Origin of the sequence: Fusobacterium necrogenes, from assembly GCF_900450765.1 — a bacterium.
GTDB classification, from domain to species: domain Bacteria; phylum Fusobacteriota; class Fusobacteriia; order Fusobacteriales; family Fusobacteriaceae; genus Fusobacterium_A; species Fusobacterium_A necrogenes.
Genome location: NZ_UGGU01000003.1, coordinates 1,482,455 through 1,502,789 on the forward strand (window position 1 = coordinate 1,482,455; position 20,335 = coordinate 1,502,789).

General features: G+C 29.4%; 20 protein-coding genes and 1 pseudogene. 5 read left to right on the top strand and 16 right to left on the bottom strand.

From position 1 onward, the window contains the following. Positions 1-103: 103 nt before the first annotated feature. Entirely contained in the window at positions 104-817 is a 714-nt protein-coding gene (gene treR / locus DYA59_RS06965; protein ID WP_115270714.1) for a trehalose operon repressor, read from the bottom strand. 141 nt (positions 818-958) lie between these two features. Between treR and treC the strand changes: the two genes are divergently transcribed. The 5 genes from treC to DYA59_RS06990 all read left to right on the top strand — a co-directional run bounded on the left by treC (position 959) and on the right by DYA59_RS06990 (position 6,344). Next, complete coding sequence (gene treC / locus DYA59_RS06970; RefSeq protein WP_115270717.1) at positions 959-2,608, top strand: alpha,alpha-phosphotrehalase; 1,650 nt, start codon at positions 959-961, stop codon at positions 2,606-2,608. Positions 2,609-2,625: 17 nt separating this feature from the next. Then, the gene (treB, locus tag DYA59_RS06975; protein ID WP_218564215.1) at positions 2,626-4,029 is read left to right on the top strand and encodes a PTS trehalose transporter subunit IIBC; all 1,404 of its coding nucleotides are present in this window, start codon (positions 2,626-2,628) and stop codon (positions 4,027-4,029) included. 129 nt (positions 4,030-4,158) lie between these two features. Then, positions 4,159-4,608 (top strand): MarR family transcriptional regulator, encoded by a 450-nt coding sequence (locus DYA59_RS06980; RefSeq protein WP_245943751.1) that lies wholly within the window; start codon positions 4,159-4,161, stop codon positions 4,606-4,608. 11 nt (positions 4,609-4,619) lie between these two features. Further along, complete coding sequence (locus tag DYA59_RS06985; RefSeq protein WP_115270721.1) at positions 4,620-5,243, top strand: YczE/YyaS/YitT family protein; 624 nt, start codon at positions 4,620-4,622, stop codon at positions 5,241-5,243. A 72-nt stretch (positions 5,244-5,315) separates the two neighbouring features. Then, positions 5,316-6,344: an alpha/beta hydrolase gene (locus DYA59_RS06990; protein WP_115270723.1), complete on the top strand. Its 1,029-nt coding sequence runs from the start codon at positions 5,316-5,318 to the stop codon at positions 6,342-6,344. Positions 6,345-6,406: 62 nt separating this feature from the next. On the opposite strand, the gene DYA59_RS06995 is transcribed toward DYA59_RS06990, so the two are convergent. The 15 genes and pseudogenes from DYA59_RS06995 to lspA all read right to left on the bottom strand — a co-directional run bounded on the left by DYA59_RS06995 (position 6,407) and on the right by lspA (position 20,328). Then, entirely contained in the window at positions 6,407-7,342 is a 936-nt protein-coding gene (locus DYA59_RS06995; protein WP_115270725.1) for an NrtA/SsuA/CpmA family ABC transporter substrate-binding protein, read from the bottom strand. Positions 7,343-7,353: 11 nt separating this feature from the next. Then, positions 7,354-8,052 carry an ABC transporter ATP-binding protein gene (locus tag DYA59_RS07000; RefSeq protein WP_115270727.1) on the bottom strand — a complete coding sequence of 233 codons (699 nt, stop codon included), beginning with the start codon at positions 8,050-8,052 and terminating at the stop codon, positions 7,354-7,356. Next, entirely contained in the window at positions 8,036-8,797 is a 762-nt protein-coding gene (locus tag DYA59_RS07005) for an ABC transporter permease (protein ID WP_115270729.1), read from the bottom strand. Before DYA59_RS07005 ends, DYA59_RS07000 begins: the two co-directional genes overlap by 17 nt. Before the next feature lie 304 nt (positions 8,798-9,101). Continuing rightward, positions 9,102-10,193, bottom strand: a complete 1,092-nt coding sequence (locus DYA59_RS07010; RefSeq protein WP_115270731.1) for an antitoxin — start codon at positions 10,191-10,193, stop codon at positions 9,102-9,104. Between the two features lie 156 nt (positions 10,194-10,349). Continuing rightward, entirely contained in the window at positions 10,350-11,681 is a 1,332-nt protein-coding gene (locus DYA59_RS07015; protein ID WP_115270733.1) for a butyryl-CoA:acetate CoA-transferase, read from the bottom strand. A gap of 128 nt (positions 11,682-11,809) precedes the next feature. After that, positions 11,810-12,295: a hypothetical protein gene (locus tag DYA59_RS07020; RefSeq protein WP_115270735.1), complete on the bottom strand. Its 486-nt coding sequence runs from the start codon at positions 12,293-12,295 to the stop codon at positions 11,810-11,812. A gap of 242 nt (positions 12,296-12,537) precedes the next feature. Then, the gene (gene trxA, locus DYA59_RS07025) at positions 12,538-12,852 is read right to left on the bottom strand and encodes a thioredoxin (RefSeq protein ID WP_115270737.1); all 315 of its coding nucleotides are present in this window, start codon (positions 12,850-12,852) and stop codon (positions 12,538-12,540) included. A 109-nt stretch (positions 12,853-12,961) separates the two neighbouring features. Next, positions 12,962-13,807: a dihydropteroate synthase gene (gene folP / locus DYA59_RS07030; protein WP_115271518.1), complete on the bottom strand. Its 846-nt coding sequence runs from the start codon at positions 13,805-13,807 to the stop codon at positions 12,962-12,964. A gap of 6 nt (positions 13,808-13,813) precedes the next feature. Then, positions 13,814-14,221: pseudogene (locus DYA59_RS09550) on the bottom strand (GNAT family N-acetyltransferase); the annotation flags it as partial. Continuing rightward, positions 14,194-15,048, bottom strand: a complete 855-nt coding sequence (gene folK / locus DYA59_RS07035; protein WP_115270739.1) for a 2-amino-4-hydroxy-6-hydroxymethyldihydropteridine diphosphokinase — start codon at positions 15,046-15,048, stop codon at positions 14,194-14,196. The pseudogene DYA59_RS09550 and the gene folK, both read right to left, overlap by 28 nt. A 10-nt stretch (positions 15,049-15,058) precedes the next feature. Continuing rightward, the gene (folE, locus tag DYA59_RS07040; protein WP_115271520.1) at positions 15,059-15,610 is read right to left on the bottom strand and encodes a GTP cyclohydrolase I FolE; all 552 of its coding nucleotides are present in this window, start codon (positions 15,608-15,610) and stop codon (positions 15,059-15,061) included. A 25-nt stretch (positions 15,611-15,635) separates the two neighbouring features. Beyond that, a complete protein-coding gene (locus tag DYA59_RS07045; RefSeq protein ID WP_115270741.1) occupies positions 15,636-16,658 on the bottom strand; it encodes a PTS transporter subunit IIC in 1,023 nt (340 codons plus the stop codon). Positions 16,659-16,696: 38 nt separating this feature from the next. After that, complete coding sequence (gene glyS, locus DYA59_RS07050) at positions 16,697-18,763, bottom strand: glycine--tRNA ligase subunit beta (RefSeq protein ID WP_115270743.1); 2,067 nt, start codon at positions 18,761-18,763, stop codon at positions 16,697-16,699. Positions 18,764-18,991: 228 nt separating this feature from the next. Then, positions 18,992-19,861 carry a glycine--tRNA ligase subunit alpha gene (gene glyQ, locus DYA59_RS07055; RefSeq protein ID WP_005883024.1) on the bottom strand — a complete coding sequence of 290 codons (870 nt, stop codon included), beginning with the start codon at positions 19,859-19,861 and terminating at the stop codon, positions 18,992-18,994. Then, positions 19,858-20,328 carry a signal peptidase II gene (gene lspA, locus DYA59_RS07060; protein ID WP_115270745.1) on the bottom strand — a complete coding sequence of 157 codons (471 nt, stop codon included), beginning with the start codon at positions 20,326-20,328 and terminating at the stop codon, positions 19,858-19,860. The genes glyQ and lspA overlap by 4 nt, the downstream gene beginning before the upstream one ends. Between the last annotated feature and the right edge of the window lie 7 nt (positions 20,329-20,335).

Here is a 20,335-nt window from a genome sequence, read left to right on the forward strand (position 1 = left end):
AATTTTTTAAATTTATTTCATTTAAAAAATGATATATAACTATTATAATATACTTTTTTATTTTTTCAAACTTTTTTTATTTTAAAATTAAACTTCTTTCTTTTTATCTTTTCTTCTCCCTATAAGCATAATCTATAAATTTAAACTTATCTGGTCTATGCCTTGCCTCTGTATATTGAAAAAGATGTCCCCCCTCTAAATAAGTAAAAGACTTTACCACTACTACCATATCAAAATCTTTCATATCTAGAAGCTCTCTATCTTCATCAGTTACTTTATGTACTGTTATCTCTTTTGTACAATAACTAATCTTCATTCCCAAATCATTTTCTAAATATTCATATAAAGAGTCTTGAGCAGCTTTTAGAGGTATATTTGCTACATATTTTCTTGGAATATAGTCCTTATCTATAATTATTCTCTCTCCCTCTATCTTTCTTATACGTATAAGTTTAAAATATTCCTCATCTTTACTGATACCTAATTTTTTAATAATCTCCTTCTCTCCCTTAACTATCTCAAGATTTTCTACATAGGTAGAGTTTTCTACTCCTACATGTAATTCCTTGAAAGATTTTATCGCTGAGATTGGAAAATTAAATTGATTTCTACTAGCTACAGTAGCTACCTTTCCCTTAGCTTTTTCTATATGTCCATCTTGTACTAACATGTTTAAGGCTTTTCTAACGGTATCCCTAGACATGTTATACTTTTCCATCAGCTCTTTTTCTGAAGGAAGCTTATCTCCCTCTTGTAATTCTTTATTTTCTATCTGCTCTAAAAGTCTATTATATAACTGAATATACTTGCTCTCCATAATATTTTCTCCTTTTTTCTATCTATTTATAATATAACATACAAGTTAAAATTATTCAAATAATTAAAATTCTTCTTGACTATCTTATACGTATATGTTATATTAATGTTGTAAAACATATACGTATAAGGAGATGGTGAAATGAATTTTGAAGATAAAGTTGTTTATCAAATTTATCCTAAATCTTTTTATGACAGCAACAATGATGGTATTGGGGACTTAAATGGAATTACTGAAAAATTAGACTATATAAAATATCTTGGAGTAGACTATATCTGGATAACACCATTTTTTATTTCTCCACAGAGAGATAATGGTTATGATGTAGCTGACTACTGTAACATAGACCCTACATATGGAACTATGGAAGATTTTGATAGACTTTCAGCAGAAGCTAAAAAAAGAGGGATTGGAATTATGTTAGATATGGTTTTTAACCATACCTCTACTGAGCATAAATGGTTTAAAAAAGCTTTAGCTGGAGAGAAAAAATATCAAGACTTCTACATTTTTAAAAAGGGAGAAAAGGGAAATTCTCCTACTAACTGGGTTTCAAAATTTGGGGGAAATGCTTGGGAGTATGTAAAAGAGTTAGAAAGTTATTACTTACACCTCTTTGATAAAACTCAAGCAGATTTAAACTGGGAAAATCCAGAAGTAAGAGAGGAAATTTACAAAGTTGTAAAATTTTGGTTAGATAAAGGAGTTAATGGTTTTAGATTTGATGTGGTAAACCTTATCTCTAAACCAGAAAAATTTGAAAATGATTATGAGGGAGATGGAAGAAGATTCTATACTGATGGTCCTAAGATACATGAATATCTAAAAGGATTAAATCAAAATACCTTTGGACAAAAAAATGATATCATAACTGTTGGAGAGATGTCTTCTACTTCTATGGAAAATTGCTTTAAATACTCTGGCAAAAAAGAAAATGAGTTATCTATGGTATTTAATTTCCATCATTTAAAAGTAGATTATAAAAATAAAGACAAGTGGGCACTACAACCTTTTGATTTTCAAGAATTAAAAGATATACTTAACTCTTGGCAAGTTGGAATGCAAGAGCATGATGCTTGGTCAGCTCTTTTCTGGTGTAATCATGACCAGCCTAGAATTGTATCAAGGCTTGGAGATGACAAAAACTTTTGGAAAAAATCAGCTAAGATGTTAGGAACTGTTATCCATATGTTAAGAGGTACTCCATATATATATCAAGGAGAAGAGATTGGTATGACTAATGCATACTTTGATAATATCTCACAATATAGAGATGTGGAATCTACCAACTATCATAAAATTTTAATGAATAATGGCTTAAGTGATGAGGAAGCTATGAAAGTTGTAATGGAACGTTCAAGAGATAATGGAAGAACTCCTATGCAGTGGTCTGATGAGATAAATGGTGGATTTTCTAAAGGAACTCCTTGGATTGAAAGTATAAAAAATTATAGAGATATCAATGTAAAAAATCAAATTGATGATGAAGAGAGTATCTTAAATCATTATCGTAAACTTATAGCTCTAAGAAAAAAATATAGAGTAATAGCCTTAGGAAAAACTATTCCACTAGCTGAAAAGGATAAAAATATCTATATGTTCAAAAGAGAATTTAAAAATGAGGAACTTTTAGTTATAAACAATTTCTATGGTACTTCTTGTGAAATAAATTTAGATTTTGATATTGAGGGATATGAGTGTATCCTTTCAAATGGAGATATGAATAAAAAATTAGATAAAAATTTAAAACTTGAAGCATATGATTCATTTGTATTTTATAGAAAAAAATAGATTAGGAGGATTGGAATATGGCAGAGATTAATGAAAAATTTAGAGAAGACGCTTTAAAAGTAATAGAGGGAGTTGGAGGAAAGGATAATATCTCCTCAGTTACTCACTGTATGACTAGACTTCGTTTTGTATTAAAGGATACAGATAAAGCTGATATAAAAAAATTAGAAGCAATTAAAAGTGTAAAAGGAAGTTTTACAAGTGGAGGACAATTTCAAATAATTATTGGAAATACAGTGGCAGAATTTTATAAAACTATGACAGCTCTTTTTGATTTAAAAGAGGTCTCTAAAGAGGAAAGTAAAGAGTATGCTAAGAAAAATATGAATCCTTTAGAGAGATTTTTATCTACTATGGCAGAGATATTTGTACCTTTACTGCCAGCAATTATCTGTGGTGGACTTATCTTAGGATTTAGAAATCTTATTGGAGATATTCAATTTGGTGGACAAACTTTAGCTCAAGCTCATCCTTTCTGGGCTACAGTATATAATTTTCTTTGGCTGATTGGAGAGGCAATATTTCATTTTCTACCTGTTGGTATCACTTGGTCAGTTGTTAGAAAAATGGGAGGAAGTCAAATACTAGGAATAATTTTAGGTATCACTTTAGTTTCTCCACAACTTATGAATGCTTACAACATAGGTAAAGCTACTCCTGAAGCTTGGGATTTTATTGCATTCTCTATAGATAAAGTAGGTTATCAAGCTCAAGTTATTCCAGCTATCTTAGCAGGACTTACTCTTGGATATATAGAAACTAAGCTTAATAAAGTTGTTCATGAAGCTGTTAGAATTGTTATTGTTCCTTTAATCTCTTTAGTGATTACTGTATTTTTAGCTCACGCTATAATCGGTCCAGTAGGAAGAATCTTAGGAGATTTTGTAGGACATATATTCCAAGTACTGCTTACTGGTAAATTTGCTGTGATAGGTTCTATTATCTTTGGTTTCTTATATGCTCCACTAGTTATTACAGGAATACATCACACTACTAATGCTGTTGAATTTACTCTTATTCAACAATTAGGTGGAACAATGATATTCCCCCTACTAGCTCTAAGTAATATCTCTCAAGCTACTGCTTCATTAGCTATGAGTATCTCTTCTAAAGAGGTAAAAAAAGATGTAGCTATTCCTGCTGCTATCTCAGCTTATTTAGGTGTTACTGAGCCAGCTCTTTATGGAGTTAATATTAAATATAAATACCCTATGATTTGTGCTATGATTGGTTCAGCTTGTGGTGCTGGTATTTGTGGATTCTTTGGAGTAATGGCTAATAGTATTGGAGTAGGAGGATTACCAGGAATATTAACTGTTAAACCTCAATATTGGTTAGTATATTTAGTAGCTATGATTGTCACTATCTCTGTAACTTTCATCTCTACATTTATCTTCACAAAGAAAAAAGCCACTATTTAACTTTCAGATTAATAAATAGAATATATTATTTAAGAGATAGTTTCAATTTAAGAATTTGTAACTATCTCTTTTTTCTTGACAATAATACGTAAACGTATTAAAATATTTTTTGTGAGACTTTTATTGGAGGTGATAAAAATAGATTTACTTGGTTATAATCTTTGTGTTACAGCTAAAAAATTCTCTCAACTTTTAACTGAAAAGTTTAAAGAGTATGACATTACCCCTGAACAATGGGTTATAGTTAGAATACTTTTTGAAAGTGATATCCAACTTTCTCAAAAAGAATTAGCTATAAAATCTCAAAAAGACCAGAATACAGTTACAGCAATAATAGATAAGCTAGAGAAAAAAGGGTATGTTGAAAGAGTTAAAAGTAATGAGGATAAAAGAATTTTCAACATTATTTTGAAAGAAAAAATAAAAAAGAATATAAAAACTCTATATGAAATTGATGAAAACTTAACAAAAGAAATTTGTAAAAATCTAACTCAAGTTGAAGTTGATAATTTAGAAAAAAGTCTAAAATCACTTTCAAATGAAATAGATATAAAATTAAAAACTTTAAGAGAAATTTAGGAGAAAGAAAGATGAATCATTTTAAAAGAATTATTATTTATTGTATTGGACTATTTATTATGGCTATTGGAGTAACATTTTCTGTAAAATCTAATTTAGGAGTATCTCCAGTTAATGCTATACCCTATGTTGTAAGTTTAATCTCTGGATTAGATCAAGGATTATGTGTATCAGTTATTTTTTGTAGTTATATTATTTTACAGGTTTTTATCTTAAAAAAAGATTTTAAATTTCATAGCTTATTACAAATTATATGTGCAAGCCTATTTGGTTACTTTGTTTCTTTTTCAAATATGATATTTTACTTTACACCTTCTGAAAATTATATAATTAGACTAATCTATATGTTAGTTAGTATTGTTCTAATTGGAATTGGTGTTTATCTATATTTAGAAGCTAAACTTGTTCCACTACCTGCTGAAGGCGTTATGATGGCACTTAAAGAAAAAACTATCTTTGAGTTCCATAATATAAAAATGGGATTTGACGTTACTACAGTTGTAATAGCTGTTATTATCTCTTTTATATTCTTAGAAAATATTTCTGGAGTGAGAGAGGGAACTATTATTGCTGCTATTCTTGTAGGAAAAGTTGTAGGTATACTAACAAAATTAAATTTAAAGAGAATAATTTAACAATACAATAATAATATTTTAACTCCTAATCTATGTTGCATAAATATTTTAACTTATGGAGGTAATTATACAATGCAAAAACAATTATATAAAATATTTTTTATAACTGCTTTACTTTTAGCTACTTCATCTTTTACATATAGTATTGATACTTCTTCTAAAGAAGATGAGCAAAGAGCGGAGCAACCAGTTAGAAAGAAAGATATTTTAGATATTAATTCAATAAAAAATAAATATTTGGATATTAGCTATGCTCCAATATCAGAAGCACAAAAGTTAGATATCTATCTACCTGATGAAAAGAAAGAAAAATATCCAGTAATAATCTTTATACATGGTGGAGCATGGATGTCTGGAGATAAGAGAGAGAATTTTTCTCTTCCTATCTTAAGAGGATTAAAAGAGGGATATGCAGTTGTAAGTATCAACTATCGACTTAGTGGAGAAGCCACATTTCCTGCTGCTATTGAAGATGTTAAAGCTGCTATTCGTTTTATAAGAGCAAATGCTAATAAATTTAATTTAGATGCTGAGCAAATAACACTTTTTGGAAGATCATCTGGAGCTAACCTTGCCACTTTAGCAGGAGTAACTAGCGGTACAACTAAATTTGATAATCCAGAATTGGGAAACTCTGATGTTTCTAGTTCTGTTCATGCTGTAGTTGCATGGTTTCCACCTATAAATTTATTAACTATGGATAAAGAGTTAAAAAATCTAGGAATAAGACCTCAATTACGTGGTGCTGCTGTTGAAGACCCTAATCAACCTATAAGTGATGAAGTACATGGTGCTGCTGATTCTCCAGCATCACTATACATGGGAAAAAAATTATCTGAAATTCCTGAGTTAGTAAATGAAAATAATCCTACTAACTATATTTCTGAAAATTCTCCTCACTTCTTTATTGAACATGGAACTTCTGACAATGTTGTCCCTTATACACAGTCTGTAACTTTCGCTGAAAAATTAAAAGAAATATCTAAAAATAAAGTTGAGATTGAACTTGTAATTGGGGCAAAACATGGTGGTCCAGCATTTACAACTGAAGAAAACTTAAATCGTATTTACGAATTTATAAATAGTGTTAATAACAAATAATTTTTATCATTTTACTTCCCAATAAAATTAGGGTGTTGCTATTTATCACAACACCCTAATTTCTATTTAGCTATAATACTATTTATATCTATTCTATTCTCTTGCATACCATTTTTTATTAAAAACTCTTGTGTCTCTATTAAATCTTGAATATCTGCCTCCCTTATCTCTGGATTAAAATCATATAGTGGATATAACTCTAGTACCTCTTCCTTTGTTAACCCTACATCTTCAGCTGTTATTTTTAAAGTATTTTCAAAATTTTCATCAATATATTTTACTGCTTCTTCATTGACTTTTAAAAATCTCTTAACTAACTCTGGATTCTCTTTTAAAAATTTTCCACTTACAGCTGTAACTACTAGCCCTTGTGTCAACCCTTCCCCATTACTTACTACCTTAGCGCCATTTTTTATAGCTTTTAAAGCTACAGGTCCAGCAAGTAGGGCTGCATCTATATGTCCACTTTCCATAGCTGCTAAAGCATCAGGAAGTCCCATATTTATAAACTCTACATCTTCCTCTTTAAGATTTCCTTTTCCTAAATATCCAACTAATACTTGATGAAGTATTGTTCCCTTTGGTCCTCCAATTTTTTTCCCTTTCAATGACTCAGGAGTATTTATATCATCTTTTTTTGAAAGAATCATAAATCCCTTTGGTGACCTACTATATACATTGGTAATTTTTAAATCTACTCCATTGGAAGCTGCTATTATAGCAGAAGTTCCACCTAGTGCATGTAAAAAATCTAACTCTCCAGCTGCTAAGGCATTAGTTTGTTCTGGTCCTGTTGTCAATTCATAAAAATTTATCTTTATTCCATCTTTTTCAAACTCTTTATCAAACATTTTTAAATTTTTTTCTAATATAGATGGAATATTTAATGGAGATTTAACATAAGTCAAATTTATATTTTCAACTTTTTTTTCCTTTCCACATGCACCTAATAATAACACTAAAACCATACTTATTAAAACCATTATCTTTTTTAACATACTTATCCTCCTTAATTTTCTATTAAATCTATTATTTTACCTTTTAACTTTATTAACTCCATATCCTCTATCTCTCTTGGATAATTTTTATCTATTCTAAATTCTATTATGTTTCCCTCTTTTATAACTAAAACTCTATGAGCTAGTGCTAGTGCTTCATCTAAATTATGTGTTACAAAAATTACTCCTATCTTTGTTTTCTCATAGATTTTTAATAACTCTTTTTGCAATTGTCTTCTTGTAAAATAATCTAAAGCTGAAAAAGGCTCGTCCATAAACAGAGTATCTGGCTCATAACTTAAAGCTCTAGCTAATGCTACTCTTTGAGCCATTCCTCCAGATAGTTCTTGAGGGTAACTTTTCCTATACTCCCCCAGTCCTATCATCTCTAAATATCCATCTACACTCTCTTTTCTCCCATGAATAGTTATATTCTCCTCTACAGTAAGCCAAGGTAATAATCTACTCTCTTGAAAAACTACTCCATACCTTCCTTGAGTCTCTAAATTATTTTCATCATAAAATTTCACTTCCCCTTGAATATCTTCATCTAATTTAGATAGTATTCTCATTAAAGTAGTTTTTCCACAGCCACTTTTTCCCAAGATAACTGTTATTTCATCATTTTTTATCTCTAAATCTAAATTTTTAAAAACCTCTTTTCTTTCATAGGTTTTAGTTAAGTTTTTTACTCTATATAACCCTCTCATATAAGCTTCCTTTTCTTTTTTTTAAATATTTATCAGTAAAAATAGAAAATATGTAATCTGTAATCATTCCTAAAAATCCTATGGATAATATACCAACAACTACTATATCTGACCTAGATATTTGTTGGGCATCTAAAATTAGATATCCTATCCCTGAAGATGAAGCTATAAGTTCCGCTGCTATTATTGCTCTCCAACTATAACCAAGCCCCAACTTTAATCCTAGAAGTATATCTGGAATAGCACTTGGTAATATTATCTTTTTAAATATCTCCATATGAGTTAAATTAAAAACTTTCCCAACCTCTATATATTTCTCATCACAACTTACTATCCCTTTTAGTGAATTTAAAAATATGGGAAAAAAACTAGCTAATATTATTATCACTATTTTTGATAACTCTCCTATTCCAAACCAGAGTATTATCATTGGAACTAGAGCTAATGGAGGAACATGCCTCATAAATTCCAACAGATTTTTAAAATACTCATATAATTTAGGCTTTATACCAAATACTATTCCAAGAGGAAGAGCAAAAAATATAGATATTCCAAAACCTATTATAACTCTTCTTAAACTTATAGCTACGCTATTTAGTAATTTTCCATTTTTTGATAAAATAAAAAAACTTTTTATTACCTTTTCAGGAGGTGGAATTATAAAACTATTCCATAATTTAAAAATTGAACCTAAATACCATATGAAAAATATAAGTATAATTATATAAAATCTTCTTTTATACATTTTATCTGCTCCTTTCTATCACTATTATAGCAGAAAAATTTCTAAACTAATCAAAAAATAACGGAACTGCTGCAATTTAAGAAATTAAAGTTATTATAACTAATTCAAGAATGACTTTCGTTCAAAGAATAAAGAGTAAAGAGTAAAGGAAAAGGAAAAAAATTTACTGTAATGAGCATTGTGTAAGCACTAGCGATTGGAAGTAAACTTTTTTCCTTTTATATTATTAAATGTTTTTATTTTTTGATTTCAATTTAAGAATTTGCAACAGTCTCTTATATCTTTTATATAATTATTTTATCTATTATAGAAAGTTTTCATTGAAATATACCATTAGAGCTTCATACTCTTTCTTAGTATCAGCTACAGTATATATATCTACTCTAAATCCTCCCATAGAAGTTTTCATTTCAAGAGCTAATGTACTCTCAAAATCATCACTATCTAAAATAAAGAATTTAGAAACTTTTAATTTTCTATTTGGATTATGGAATACAACTTTTAACTTATTTACATATGGAGAACCTTTTAATAGACTTAACATATCATCTAACTCTTGTGGTCTCTCTGTGATTGTTGAAGATGGTATCTCTTTTTCACTTACAGGAACATTAGTAGTTCTTCTTGGTAAATATTTACAATTTTTAACAGTCTTTAAGTAAAAATCTCCCATTGCAGATAATTCTACATAAGTTTTTTCTCCATCTTTTACCTCTTCTAAGAAATAAGATAACTCTAAATTTTCATTTAAATATTTTTCAACTTTTTCTTTTTCTAATCTCTCATTATTTGAAATAGTATTGAAAAACTCTTTATTTTCTAAATAATAGTTATAGTCTATCTTTATAGGTAAAGGTGGTATCTCAGTAACATCTTCAAACTCTCTAAACATAAAATATGATTTAATTCCAAGAATTTGAGCCATAAGACTTACCATAAATATCTCTGCTGTATAACCTCCAACTGTACATACGGCTATATTATATTTATTTCCAACTTGCTCTACTATATCTCCAACTTCTTCTACTAGATTTCTTAATCCTTTTGTTCTAAATTCATCAGGATTTCTTTTATTCATCTTTTCAACAGCTTTTCTAGTAACCCTTCTTACTATTCCTTTACTTAAGAAAAATTCCTCCAATACCTCTCCAGCTAATCTTCCATTTACAGTATCATGTGTTATCATAAATAGATGTCTTCCTGAAAAAATATCTTTCTTTCTTAAATTTTCTATCGAAATTATTTCTAATCCAAATCTTCTATCTCGTAAATCTTCAATTTTTTCTTTTTCATAAAAGCTTAAAATATCATCTTTAGTAATATTTTCTTTCTCTGGATTATGTTTAATATAGTTTTCTATTAAACTTGTTCCTACTGTAATTATTAAATTATCCAATTTATTTCCCCCTATCTCAAATAAAAATTCTCTTTATAATTATTATTACCTTCAAAGTACAGTTTTGTCAATCTTTATTTTAAAAAATACATCCATCATCTTAATATTTAAGATAATGGATGTAATATAGCTAATATACTAACCCTATAATTACAATTAATCTTTCCAAATCCCTAATTTTCTAGCTTCCTCTTTTAGTTCTTCTCTAAAATCAGGATGAGCTATACTTATTAAAAGCTTTGCTCTTTCAAATACACTTTTCCCTTTTAAATTTACTTTTCCATATTCAGTTACAATGTATTGAACATTTGATCTTGTATCAGTTACAATAGATCCTTCTTCTAACATTGGTCTAATTCTAGATTTTAATTGACCATCTTTTGTCTTATATGTAGACGATAAACATATGAAGCTTTTTCCACCTTTTGAAAGATAAGCTCCCAATACAAAATCAAGCTGTCCTCCTGCACCACTTATATGCTTAGATCCTGCACTTTCTGCATTTACTTGTCCAAATAAATCTATATCTACAGCATTATTAATAGATATAAAATTATCTATTGAAGATATAATTCTTATATCATTTACATAATCAACTGGAGCTGCCATAAGCTCAGAATTGTTATTTAAATATTCATACATCTCTTTTCCTCCAGCTGCAAATGTGAATACTTGTCTGAATCTATTTGAATTTTTATGTGTTCCTGTAACTTTTCCAGCTTTTGCCATCTCAACAAAAGAATCAACATACATTTCTGAATGTACGCTTAAATCTTTTAAATTAGATTTTGCTATTAAAGATCCTACTGCTGTAGGCATAGCTCCAATTCCCAATTGAATACAACATCCATCTTTTAATTCCTCAACTATTAACTCTGCTACTTTCATATCAACTTCTGAAGGAGTAGGTGCTGGTAAAATAGCTGGCATAGGATTATCACCTTCTATAACCATATCAACCTTAGAAATATGAATTGCATGTTCAAATCCCCCTTGACATACCGGAAGATTCTTATTTACCTCAAGAATTATTGTTTTTGCTACTTCACATACAGCCATTGCGTGGGAAGGACTAACACTAAAATTAAAATATCCTGATTCATCCATAGGTGTTACCTGCATAACTGCTACATCTACCTTTGCTGCTCCATCTCTATAGTACCTTGGCATCTCAGAGTATCTCAATGGAATATAAAATCCCAATCCCTTAGATATCAATTTTCTTTCTAATCCACTTGCATGCCACGAATTCCAAGTAAAATGCTTCTCTGGACTTTGAATTTTAAATACTTCCGGTTCCCATAAAAGTACTCCACCTCTTAAATTAATATCAGTTAACTCTGGCATTCTTTTTGCTAATGCTTTATCAAAAGCTACTGTCGTAGTTACACACCAACCATAATCTACATAATCCCCAGATTTAACTACCTTTGCTGCTTGTTCTGCTGTTACTAATTTTTTTTGATATTCTTCTCTAAATATCGACATTCCTACATTCTCCTTTCTAGACTAAAAATCCCATTATATTTTTATTTTTATGTCACTCTAATTCTACCATATTTTTATTCATTAGTATATTATTTTTTTTCAAAATGTTAAATTTTAGTTGATAATATCTATATTTTTACATGATCATTATAGTCTACTAAGAGTCTTACAACTGAAAATCCTAGTAACCTACAAAATGAAAATAAATTCTCTTGCATTAACTTATTTATTTTATAAAACTTCCCTGTAAAAATTATTGTTGAAACTGGTGCTGATGGTATATCTTTATAAGCCTCTACTAATTCTAAACTTAAATCCTTTGAAAATTTCTTTATCTCTTCTTCATTAGTAAATACTTCTCCTAATACCACTAGTTCTTCTCCATGGAAAATTTTATAAAGAGCTGTTCCTTCATATCCTGTTATTTCAATATTATAATTTTTCATTCCTACAGGACTCAGTGACAATAACTCCTTATGTTTAAATAAAGCTTCATGATTATTTTTTAATTCCAAATACATAGCTTCAATAGCCGGTTCCATTATTAATGAAACCTCTTGAATAAATCCTTTTCTAGTTAAAGGATTATAAATATTTATTTTTTTTAATAACAAAAAAATCCCCCCTGTTAATTATATTAAATATCATAAAAAACTCTTTCAAAGTTCAATTTTTATTTTTTTATATAAAATCTAATTCTATTTAATTTTAAAACAATTTTATTACTTATTATTTACTATTGTATCATATTCAGTTAAATAATTACTAACAATATATTTAATAATTAATAAAAAAAGTGTTAATAAAGCTATTAAGCTATACTAACACTATATATTCCAAAAATTTTAAAAATTTTTTAAGACTTTGCAAAGGCCATTACTTCTTCTTTTGGAGAAAGCCCAACTGATTTATTAACTACCTCTCCATTCTTGAAAAGTAAAAGAGTTGGAATACTCATTACTCTAAATTGAGCTGCTAATTCTTCCTCTTCATCTATATTAATTTTTACTACTTTCACATTCCCAGCTAATTCTGAGTCTATATCATCCAAAATAGGTGCTAATGCTTTACAAGGTCCACACCAAGAAGCCCAAAAATCAACTAATACTGGCTCTTTTGATTGTAGTACCTCCTTTTCAAAATTCTCTTTTGTTATATGCAAAATTGCCATAATTGTTTCCTCCTCTAATTGGTATCTTTTCAATTTTATATACCTATTATATACTATTTTTATTATTTTGTCTAGAATTTCTTTATCTTTTTACTCAACTTTATACCAACTATTTTCTTACTATCTTATCTGCTACCATAGCTGCTCTCTTATTAGGTACTATATCATGCACTCTCACTATATCAACACCTTTTTCTATCGCTAAAACAGTAGTAGCAACTGTTCCTTCTACCCTTTCTTGAGGTGGTAAATCATTCAATATTGTTCCTATAAATCTCTTTCTAGATGTTCCTAAAAGTAATCTTCCAATTTCTCTTAGTTCTTGTAATCTTGAAAGCACTTCTAAATTTTCTTCTATTCCCTTTCCAAAACCAATTCCAGGATCTAAAATGATATTTTCTCTAGGTATTTCATATCTTTCAGCTATCTCATAAGTTTTCTTAAAGAACTCTTTCATACACCAGATAATATCTCCTCTATATTCCTTTCCAATTTGATTATGCATAGCAATCATAGGAACTTTATATTTTTTTACTACCCTTGCCATTTCTCCATTATCATATTGTAATCCCCATATATCATTTAATATATGGGCTCCTGCTTCAAAAGCTGCTTCTGCAACTTTATATTTATATGTATCAATAGATACAATCACACCTAATTCTACAATTTTTTTTATTACTGGTATAACTCTAGTTATCTCTTCTTCTTCATCTATCTTAGTATGTCCTGGCCTTGTAGATTCTCCACCGATATCAATAATATCGACACCCTCTACAATCATCTTTTTCGCATATTTTACAGCTTCTTCTACTGTATTATGCTCCCCTCCATCCGAAAAAGAATCAGGTGTAACATTTAGTATTCCCATTATTAAAGTTCTTTTTCCTAACTCTAACTCTTTCTCTCTACATTTTAAAATTTGAAAATCTCTTTTTAATCTTTTGTATATCATTGGAAAAAATTTTATTCCATTTATATCTTGCTCACAATCTGTAATTTCAAATCCCAATTTCTTATAAATATCCACTGCTATTCCAGGAGAATTTACTGTTATCTCCTTTTCTTTCACTATATTCAAAACTTCATTAAAAAGTCTTCTACCTATCCCATGCCTTTGATAAGGTTTTTTTACAAAAAAGAAACAAATATGTTGTCCTCCTTGAAAAGCTATTACTCCTATCAATTCTCTTCTATCATAAGTTCCATAAAAATCGAATCTATTTATTAATTCTCTACAATCTAAAAATTTTCTAAACTCTTCTACTCCTCTTCTATTATAATTAAAAGCTTCACTTTCTAAAAATACATCCCATATAAGCTTCAATGCTTTATTTATTTCTAATCTTTCAAGTTTTCTAATCTCCATTTCTTTTTTTCACCCTCTTTTAATTTTTTATCTAATATAGATATTGTTTTTTTTTCCAAAGGATGTATATAATTCGGTGCGATCTCAGCCAATGGTTCCAATACAAACTCTCTTTCACAAATCCAAGGATGAGGTACAACTAAATTATCCTCCTCAATTATCTCTTTATCGTAAAATAATATATCAATGTCTATTATTCTTGGTCCCCATTTTAATTCTCTAACTCTTCCCATATCTAGTTCTATTTGTAAAATTTCCTTTAAAAATTCCTGTGCTGTCATAAGAGTTTTTATTTCTAAACAAGCATTTAAAAAATTATCTTGTTCCAAATACCCAAAAGGTTCCGTCTCTAACATTCGACTACTTTTAACTATCTCCGTACTTTCTAAATTACCTATTCTTTTAATAGCTTCTAAAAGATTTGCCTGTTTATCTCCCATATTACTTCCTAATGAAAGATAGATTTTATGCCATTTTCTAGTAATTTCTATGGCTACATTTTCAAAATGCATCTGTAAAGGCGCCCAAGGTTTTTTTATAATAATTTTTACCTCTTTTACTAACTTATATTTTTTTAACACCATTTCAGCTATATTTTCAGCACATGTTTCTATCAAATCTATACTTTTTTCTAAAAAAATCTTTTCTACATCTTGAGCTACTAGACCATAGTGAACTGATTTTGTTAAATCACCAGTTTTAGCAGCTTCTCTTGTATCAATAGTAAGCTCTAAAGATACTAAAAATTTTTGCCCTAACTTTTTCTCTTCAAGAAAAACTCCATGAAATCCTATAAACTCTAAGTTATTTATATAAATTTTATCCATTATACCACCATTATTTTAATAAAGTTAATATTTCTATTCTTCTAGCAGCATCATCTTCAAATACACCTCGATAAGCAGTAGTTATTATTTGACTATTTTCTTTTTTTACCCCTCTCATAGTCATACATAGATGCTTTGCCCTTATTGCTACCATAACACCTTGACAATTAAGTGTTCTATAAATTACATCTGCTAGCTCACTTCCAAGTCTTTCCTGTATCTGTGGCCTTTTTGTAAGTATCTCTATACTCTTAATAATATCTCCAAAACCTACTATTTTTCCATTTGGGATATATGCTATATCTATTGTTCCAAAGAAAGGTAAAAAATGGTGTTCACACATAGAATAAAAATCTATATTTCTCTCCATAACTAAATCGTTATTCTCTACTGAAAAATATTTAAGCAATGGTTCTATTGGATCTTTATTTACACCTGAAAAAAACTCTTCATAACTTTGAGCAACTCTTTTAGGTGTATCTACTAAGCCTTCTCTATTTTTATCTTCTCCTATTCCATCTAGTATCATTTCAAAAGCTTTCTCTATCTTTTTTAACTCCATTTCTCTTTCCTTTCCCATAAATTTTCTACAGATCTAACTTCAAATCTCCATCTTTTATCCAACCTTTTCTTCTCATAAACTTTGCTACTATTAAAGTAATTATAGCCGGTAATAAAAAATGAAGTAATAATATTCCTAGATATAATTTTAATCCAGTTACTCCTATACTATTCATAGCTGTAATTGTTCCAAACTGTCCTATAAATCCACTTGTTCCCATTCCTGAAGCTATCGGTATATTTTGAAATTTAAAAACTATTGTAGACACTGGACCCAATATAGCTCCTGCTACTATTGGTGGTATCCATATCTTCCAATTTTTTACTATATTTCCTATCTGAAGCATGGATGTCCCAATTCCTTGTGCTACAAGTCCACCCCAACCATTTTCTTTAAAACTCATTACTGCAAAACCTACCATCTGAGCTGAACATCCTACTGTTGCAGCTCCTCCAGCAAGACCTCCTAACCCTATCATCATACATAAAGCTGCACTACTAATAGGGAGAGTTAATGCTATTCCAACGATAGTTGAAACAAGTATGCCCATAGCAAATGGTTGTAATTCTGTAGCATATGTTACCATAGCACCAAAAGTTGCCATAAGTTTCGCTACAAATGGTCCTACTAAATAAACAATTAAAGAGCCTGTTATTATAGTTACAGCTGGAGTTACTATTATATCTACTTTTGTCTCTTTAGATACTATTTTACCAAATTCTACTCCAACAACTGCTCCTATAAAAGCTCCTACAGGACCTCCGTAGATAGCTCCTATACCTCCAGTTATAGTAGAAGAAAATAGAACTAAATGAGGAGCTTTTAACCCATAAGCTACTGCAATTCCTATTCCAGGGCCCGTCATATCTCTAGCTGTCTTCCATACTGCATCAGTTAAAAAAGTTATTCCTAATTTTCCTCCCACCGTATTGAGTATAGTTCCTATAAGTAGAGTAGAAAAAAGTCCCAATGCCATATAACTAGAAGCATCAATCAAATATCTTTTTATAGATAATTCTACATCTTTTCTTTTTAAAAACTCTCGCATCTTTCTATTTTCTCCTAATTTTAATCCTAAATTTAATTTTATCTCTCTTCTACTTGGTTCAAATCTGCCATCTCAGTAAAGATATCAGTTAAAAATTTCATTTGAGATAATCTATTATTTTTAATATCCTCATCCTTATCCATTACTATTACTTTATCAAAATAGTTATTGATTATATCTTTTCCAGCTATTATCTCTTGTAAATAGTTAGTATAATCTCTTTGCTCAATAGCTAGATTTATTTTATTACTTAACTCTACAGAAAATTGATATAATTTCTTCTCTATATCCTCTTTGAATAATTTTGGATTAATTATCATATCTGTATGGTCTTTAGAGATATTTCCAACTCTTTTTAATACAGGTAATAGTTTTCCAAACTCTTCCTCTTTAGCAAATGACTCTAAAGTTTTTACTCTTTCAAGTGCATCTACTAAGTTATCACAATCTTTATCTACTACTGCAACAATTACATCTCTACTATATCCCATATCACCAAAAATATTGATAGCTCTTTGTTTAAAGAATTCTAATACTTCAGTTTCTACAGTAGCTCTATCTCTTTTTAATACTCCGTCAGCTACTAAAGTATCTAAAGATTTATTAACTAATGCTTTTAATGATATATTTAATTTAGAGTTAACTATTACGTTAGCTATTCCTAAAGCTGCTCTTCTTAAAGCAAATGGGTCTTTTGAACCACTTGGAATAACTCCTACTCCAAAACATCCTACTAGAGTGTCTATTCTATCAGATATACCCGCTATTATTCCTTCCATTTCTGTTGGTAATAAGTCACCTTGGAATCTTGGATAATAGTGCTCTTTTATTCCTAATGAAACTTTTTCATTCTCTCCAGATTTTAGTGCATAATCTGCTCCCATAAATCCTTGAAGTTTTGTAAACTCTTTCTCTCCTATCATATTAGAAACTAGGTCAGCTTTAGCTAGATATACAGTTCTTAATACATCTTCTTTTCTATCTGTACAACCTAATACATCTATTAGATAAGTAGCTATCTCTTTACTTCTTTCTATTTTTTGATAGATAGTTCCTAAATCTTTTTGGAATACTACTGTTTTTAATTTTTCTACATTATCAGCTAATGGATGTTTTAAATCTTCTTGATAGAAGAATCTAGCATCTGCAAGTCTAGCTGATAATACTTTTTCATTTCCTTTTCTTACGAAATCAGAAGATTCAATACCATTTCTTACAACTACAAATTTAGGAAGTAATTTTCCATTAGTATCTAAAATAGGGAAATATCTTTGGTGTACTTGCATAGATATAATTAATACATCTTGTGGTACTTCTAAGAAATCAGCATTGAAACTTCCAACTATTGGACAAGGATACTCTATTAAATTTGTTACCTCATCTAATAGCTCCTCTTCAATGTGAACTTGCTCTCCAGCACCAGCACATTTAGCTACTAAATCTTTAACTAATGCTCTTCTCTCCTCTATATCTATGATAACATTATTCTCTTTAACTTTTGTAAAGTATTCTTCTATGTTAGATACTTCAAACTCTTTTCCAAAGAATCTATGTCCTCTTGATCTATTTCGACTTGCTATTCCTTCTATTTCAAATGGAACTACTTCTGAATCACATAAAGCTAAGAACCATTGAACTGGTCTTGCAAATCTTAATTTTTTATCTGCCCATTTCATAGATTTTGGGAAGTTTAACTCTAATACTAGAGATTTTAAAATTTCAGATAAAAGTTCTTTAGTAGCTCTACCTTTCATAAATTTTCTAGCAGCTATGTATTCTCCTTTTGGAGTAGAAACAATTTCTAGTTGCTCTGGTTCTATTCCTTGAGATTTAGCAAATCCAAGTCCAGCTCTTGAAATTTCTCCATTTACATAAGCTACATTTTTAGCTGGTCCTAAGTTTACAAGATCTAAGTCCTCTTGGTTTTCAGCTAAGTTATGTACATCTAGTACTAATCTTCTAGGTGTTCCATAAGTTTTTATCTCATCAAATTTTATTCTTTCATTATTTAATTTTGTTTCTAAATTAGATTTTAAATCACTTAATGCCTGCTTAAGAAATCTTGCTGGCAATTCTTCCATTCCAATTTCAAATAATAATCTCAATGTTCTTCCTCCTCTTAATTAATAACTGATATTCCTATTAAAAAATTTTATTTGTGTTGATAAAATTAAAAATAACAAAGATTGAAAAGAATAGTTAGAGCAAGTCAGCGAAAACGAATGTAAAAAAACACAATAAGCCAAAGGCTTAACCCTTGTGTTTTTAATGAGATAAGCCTACTTGCTCTCTATTCTTTGAACGAAAGTTATTTTTTATTTTTACTCATCTAATTATTTTTTTAATAGCGGATATCCTAAATCTTTTCTATTTTGAACATAAACTTCAGCACATCTTCTTGCTAAGTTTCTTACTCTTAATATATATGCCATTCTCTCAGTCGTAGATATAGCACCTCTTGAGTCTAGTACATTGAATACATGAGAACATTTTAAAACATAGTCATAAGCTGGTAATACTAAACCTTCGTCTAGTATTCTACTTGCTTCTTTTTCAAACTCATCAAACCATTTAAAATGTTTATCTAAATCTGCTAATTCAAATGAGTATTTAGAGTTTTCATATTCAAATTGGAATCTCATATCTCCATATTTTACTCCTGGAGCCCATTCTAAATCATAAATATTTTCTTTATTTTGTATATATAGTGCTATTCTTTCTAGCCCATAAGTAATCTCAACAGGAATAGGATCAAGCTCTAATCCTCCTACTTGTTGGAAATATGTGAATTGAGTTACCTCCATTCCATCTAACCATACTTCCCAACCAAGTCCCCATGCTCCAAGTGTAGGTGATTCCCAGTCATCTTCTACAAAACGGATATCATGCTTTTCAGGTTCTATTCCTAATACCCTTAAACTTTCTAGATAAAGCTCTTGAATATTTAATGGAGATGGTTTCATTATAACTTGAAATTGATGGTGTTGATAAACTCTATTTGGATTCTCTCCATATCTTCCATCTTTAGGCCTTCTTGATGGTTCAACATATGCCACGCTCCATGGTTCAGGTCCTAATGACATAAGGAATGTATTTGGGTTAAATGTTCCAGCTCCCTTCTCAATATCATAAGGGTTTCCTAATACACACCCTTTAGAACTCCAATATTTTTGAAGGGCAAAAATTATCTCTTGAAATGTCATTTCTTATCCTCCTCGGTTTCTCTTTTCTTTCTAAGAATTAATTGGTCTAGTAGTACAAATACTACTCCTATATTTATCCAGACATCAGCTAGATTAAATACATAACTCCAGATACCTCTAAAGTCTACCATATCTACTACAAATCCTCTAAAGGCTCTATCTATCATATTTCCAATAGCTCCTGCTAAGATATAAATAAATCCCATTTTTTCTACCATAGATAATTTATTTCTCTCTTTATACAGGTAATAAGCAATAGCTACAATTGCTATAATTGTAGCTATGCTTATTATATCTAGTTTTCCTTGAAACATTCCAAAGGCAATACCTCTATTTTTTACATAAGTAAGATGAAAAAAATCATTTATTATAGGTAGTGTCTCCCCTTCTAGCATATTGCTATCTATGAGGTATTTTGATAGTTGATCAGCACCAACAAGTATCAAAATTAAAACTATATATATCATAATTTCT

What these genes read in the sequence shown, in the direction of transcription:
- folE (WP_115271520.1), bottom strand. Translation starts at nt 15,610, where the DNA reads ATGGAGTTAAAAAAGATAGAGAAAGCTTTTGAAATGATACTAGATGGA.
- lspA (WP_115270745.1), bottom strand. Translation starts at nt 20,328, where the DNA reads ATGATATATATAGTTTTAATTTTGATACTTGTTGGTGCTGATCAACTA.
- glyQ (WP_005883024.1), bottom strand. Translation starts at nt 19,861, where the DNA reads ATGACATTTCAAGAGATAATTTTTGCCCTTCAAAAATATTGGAGTTCT.
- treC (WP_115270717.1), top strand. Translation starts at nt 959, where the DNA reads ATGAATTTTGAAGATAAAGTTGTTTATCAAATTTATCCTAAATCTTTT.
- DYA59_RS06995 (WP_115270725.1), bottom strand. Translation starts at nt 7,342, where the DNA reads ATGTTAAAAAAGATAATGGTTTTAATAAGTATGGTTTTAGTGTTATTA.
- folK (WP_115270739.1), bottom strand. Translation starts at nt 15,048, where the DNA reads ATGGATAAAATTTATATAAATAACTTAGAGTTTATAGGATTTCATGGA.
- folP (WP_115271518.1), bottom strand. Translation starts at nt 13,807, where the DNA reads ATGATATACAAAAGATTAAAAAGAGATTTTCAAATTTTAAAATGTAGA.
- treB (WP_218564215.1), top strand. Translation starts at nt 2,626, where the DNA reads ATGGCAGAGATTAATGAAAAATTTAGAGAAGACGCTTTAAAAGTAATA.
- DYA59_RS07000 (WP_115270727.1), bottom strand. Translation starts at nt 8,052, where the DNA reads ATGAGAGGGTTATATAGAGTAAAAAACTTAACTAAAACCTATGAAAGA.
- DYA59_RS06990 (WP_115270723.1), top strand. Translation starts at nt 5,316, where the DNA reads ATGCAAAAACAATTATATAAAATATTTTTTATAACTGCTTTACTTTTA.
- trxA (WP_115270737.1), bottom strand. Translation starts at nt 12,852, where the DNA reads ATGGCAATTTTGCATATAACAAAAGAGAATTTTGAAAAGGAGGTACTA.
- DYA59_RS07045 (WP_115270741.1), bottom strand. Translation starts at nt 16,658, where the DNA reads ATGCGAGAGTTTTTAAAAAGAAAAGATGTAGAATTATCTATAAAAAGA.
- DYA59_RS07005 (WP_115270729.1), bottom strand. Translation starts at nt 8,797, where the DNA reads ATGTATAAAAGAAGATTTTATATAATTATACTTATATTTTTCATATGG.
- DYA59_RS06985 (WP_115270721.1), top strand. Translation starts at nt 4,620, where the DNA reads ATGAATCATTTTAAAAGAATTATTATTTATTGTATTGGACTATTTATT.
- DYA59_RS07015 (WP_115270733.1), bottom strand. Translation starts at nt 11,681, where the DNA reads ATGTCGATATTTAGAGAAGAATATCAAAAAAAATTAGTAACAGCAGAA.
- treR (WP_115270714.1), bottom strand. Translation starts at nt 817, where the DNA reads ATGGAGAGCAAGTATATTCAGTTATATAATAGACTTTTAGAGCAGATA.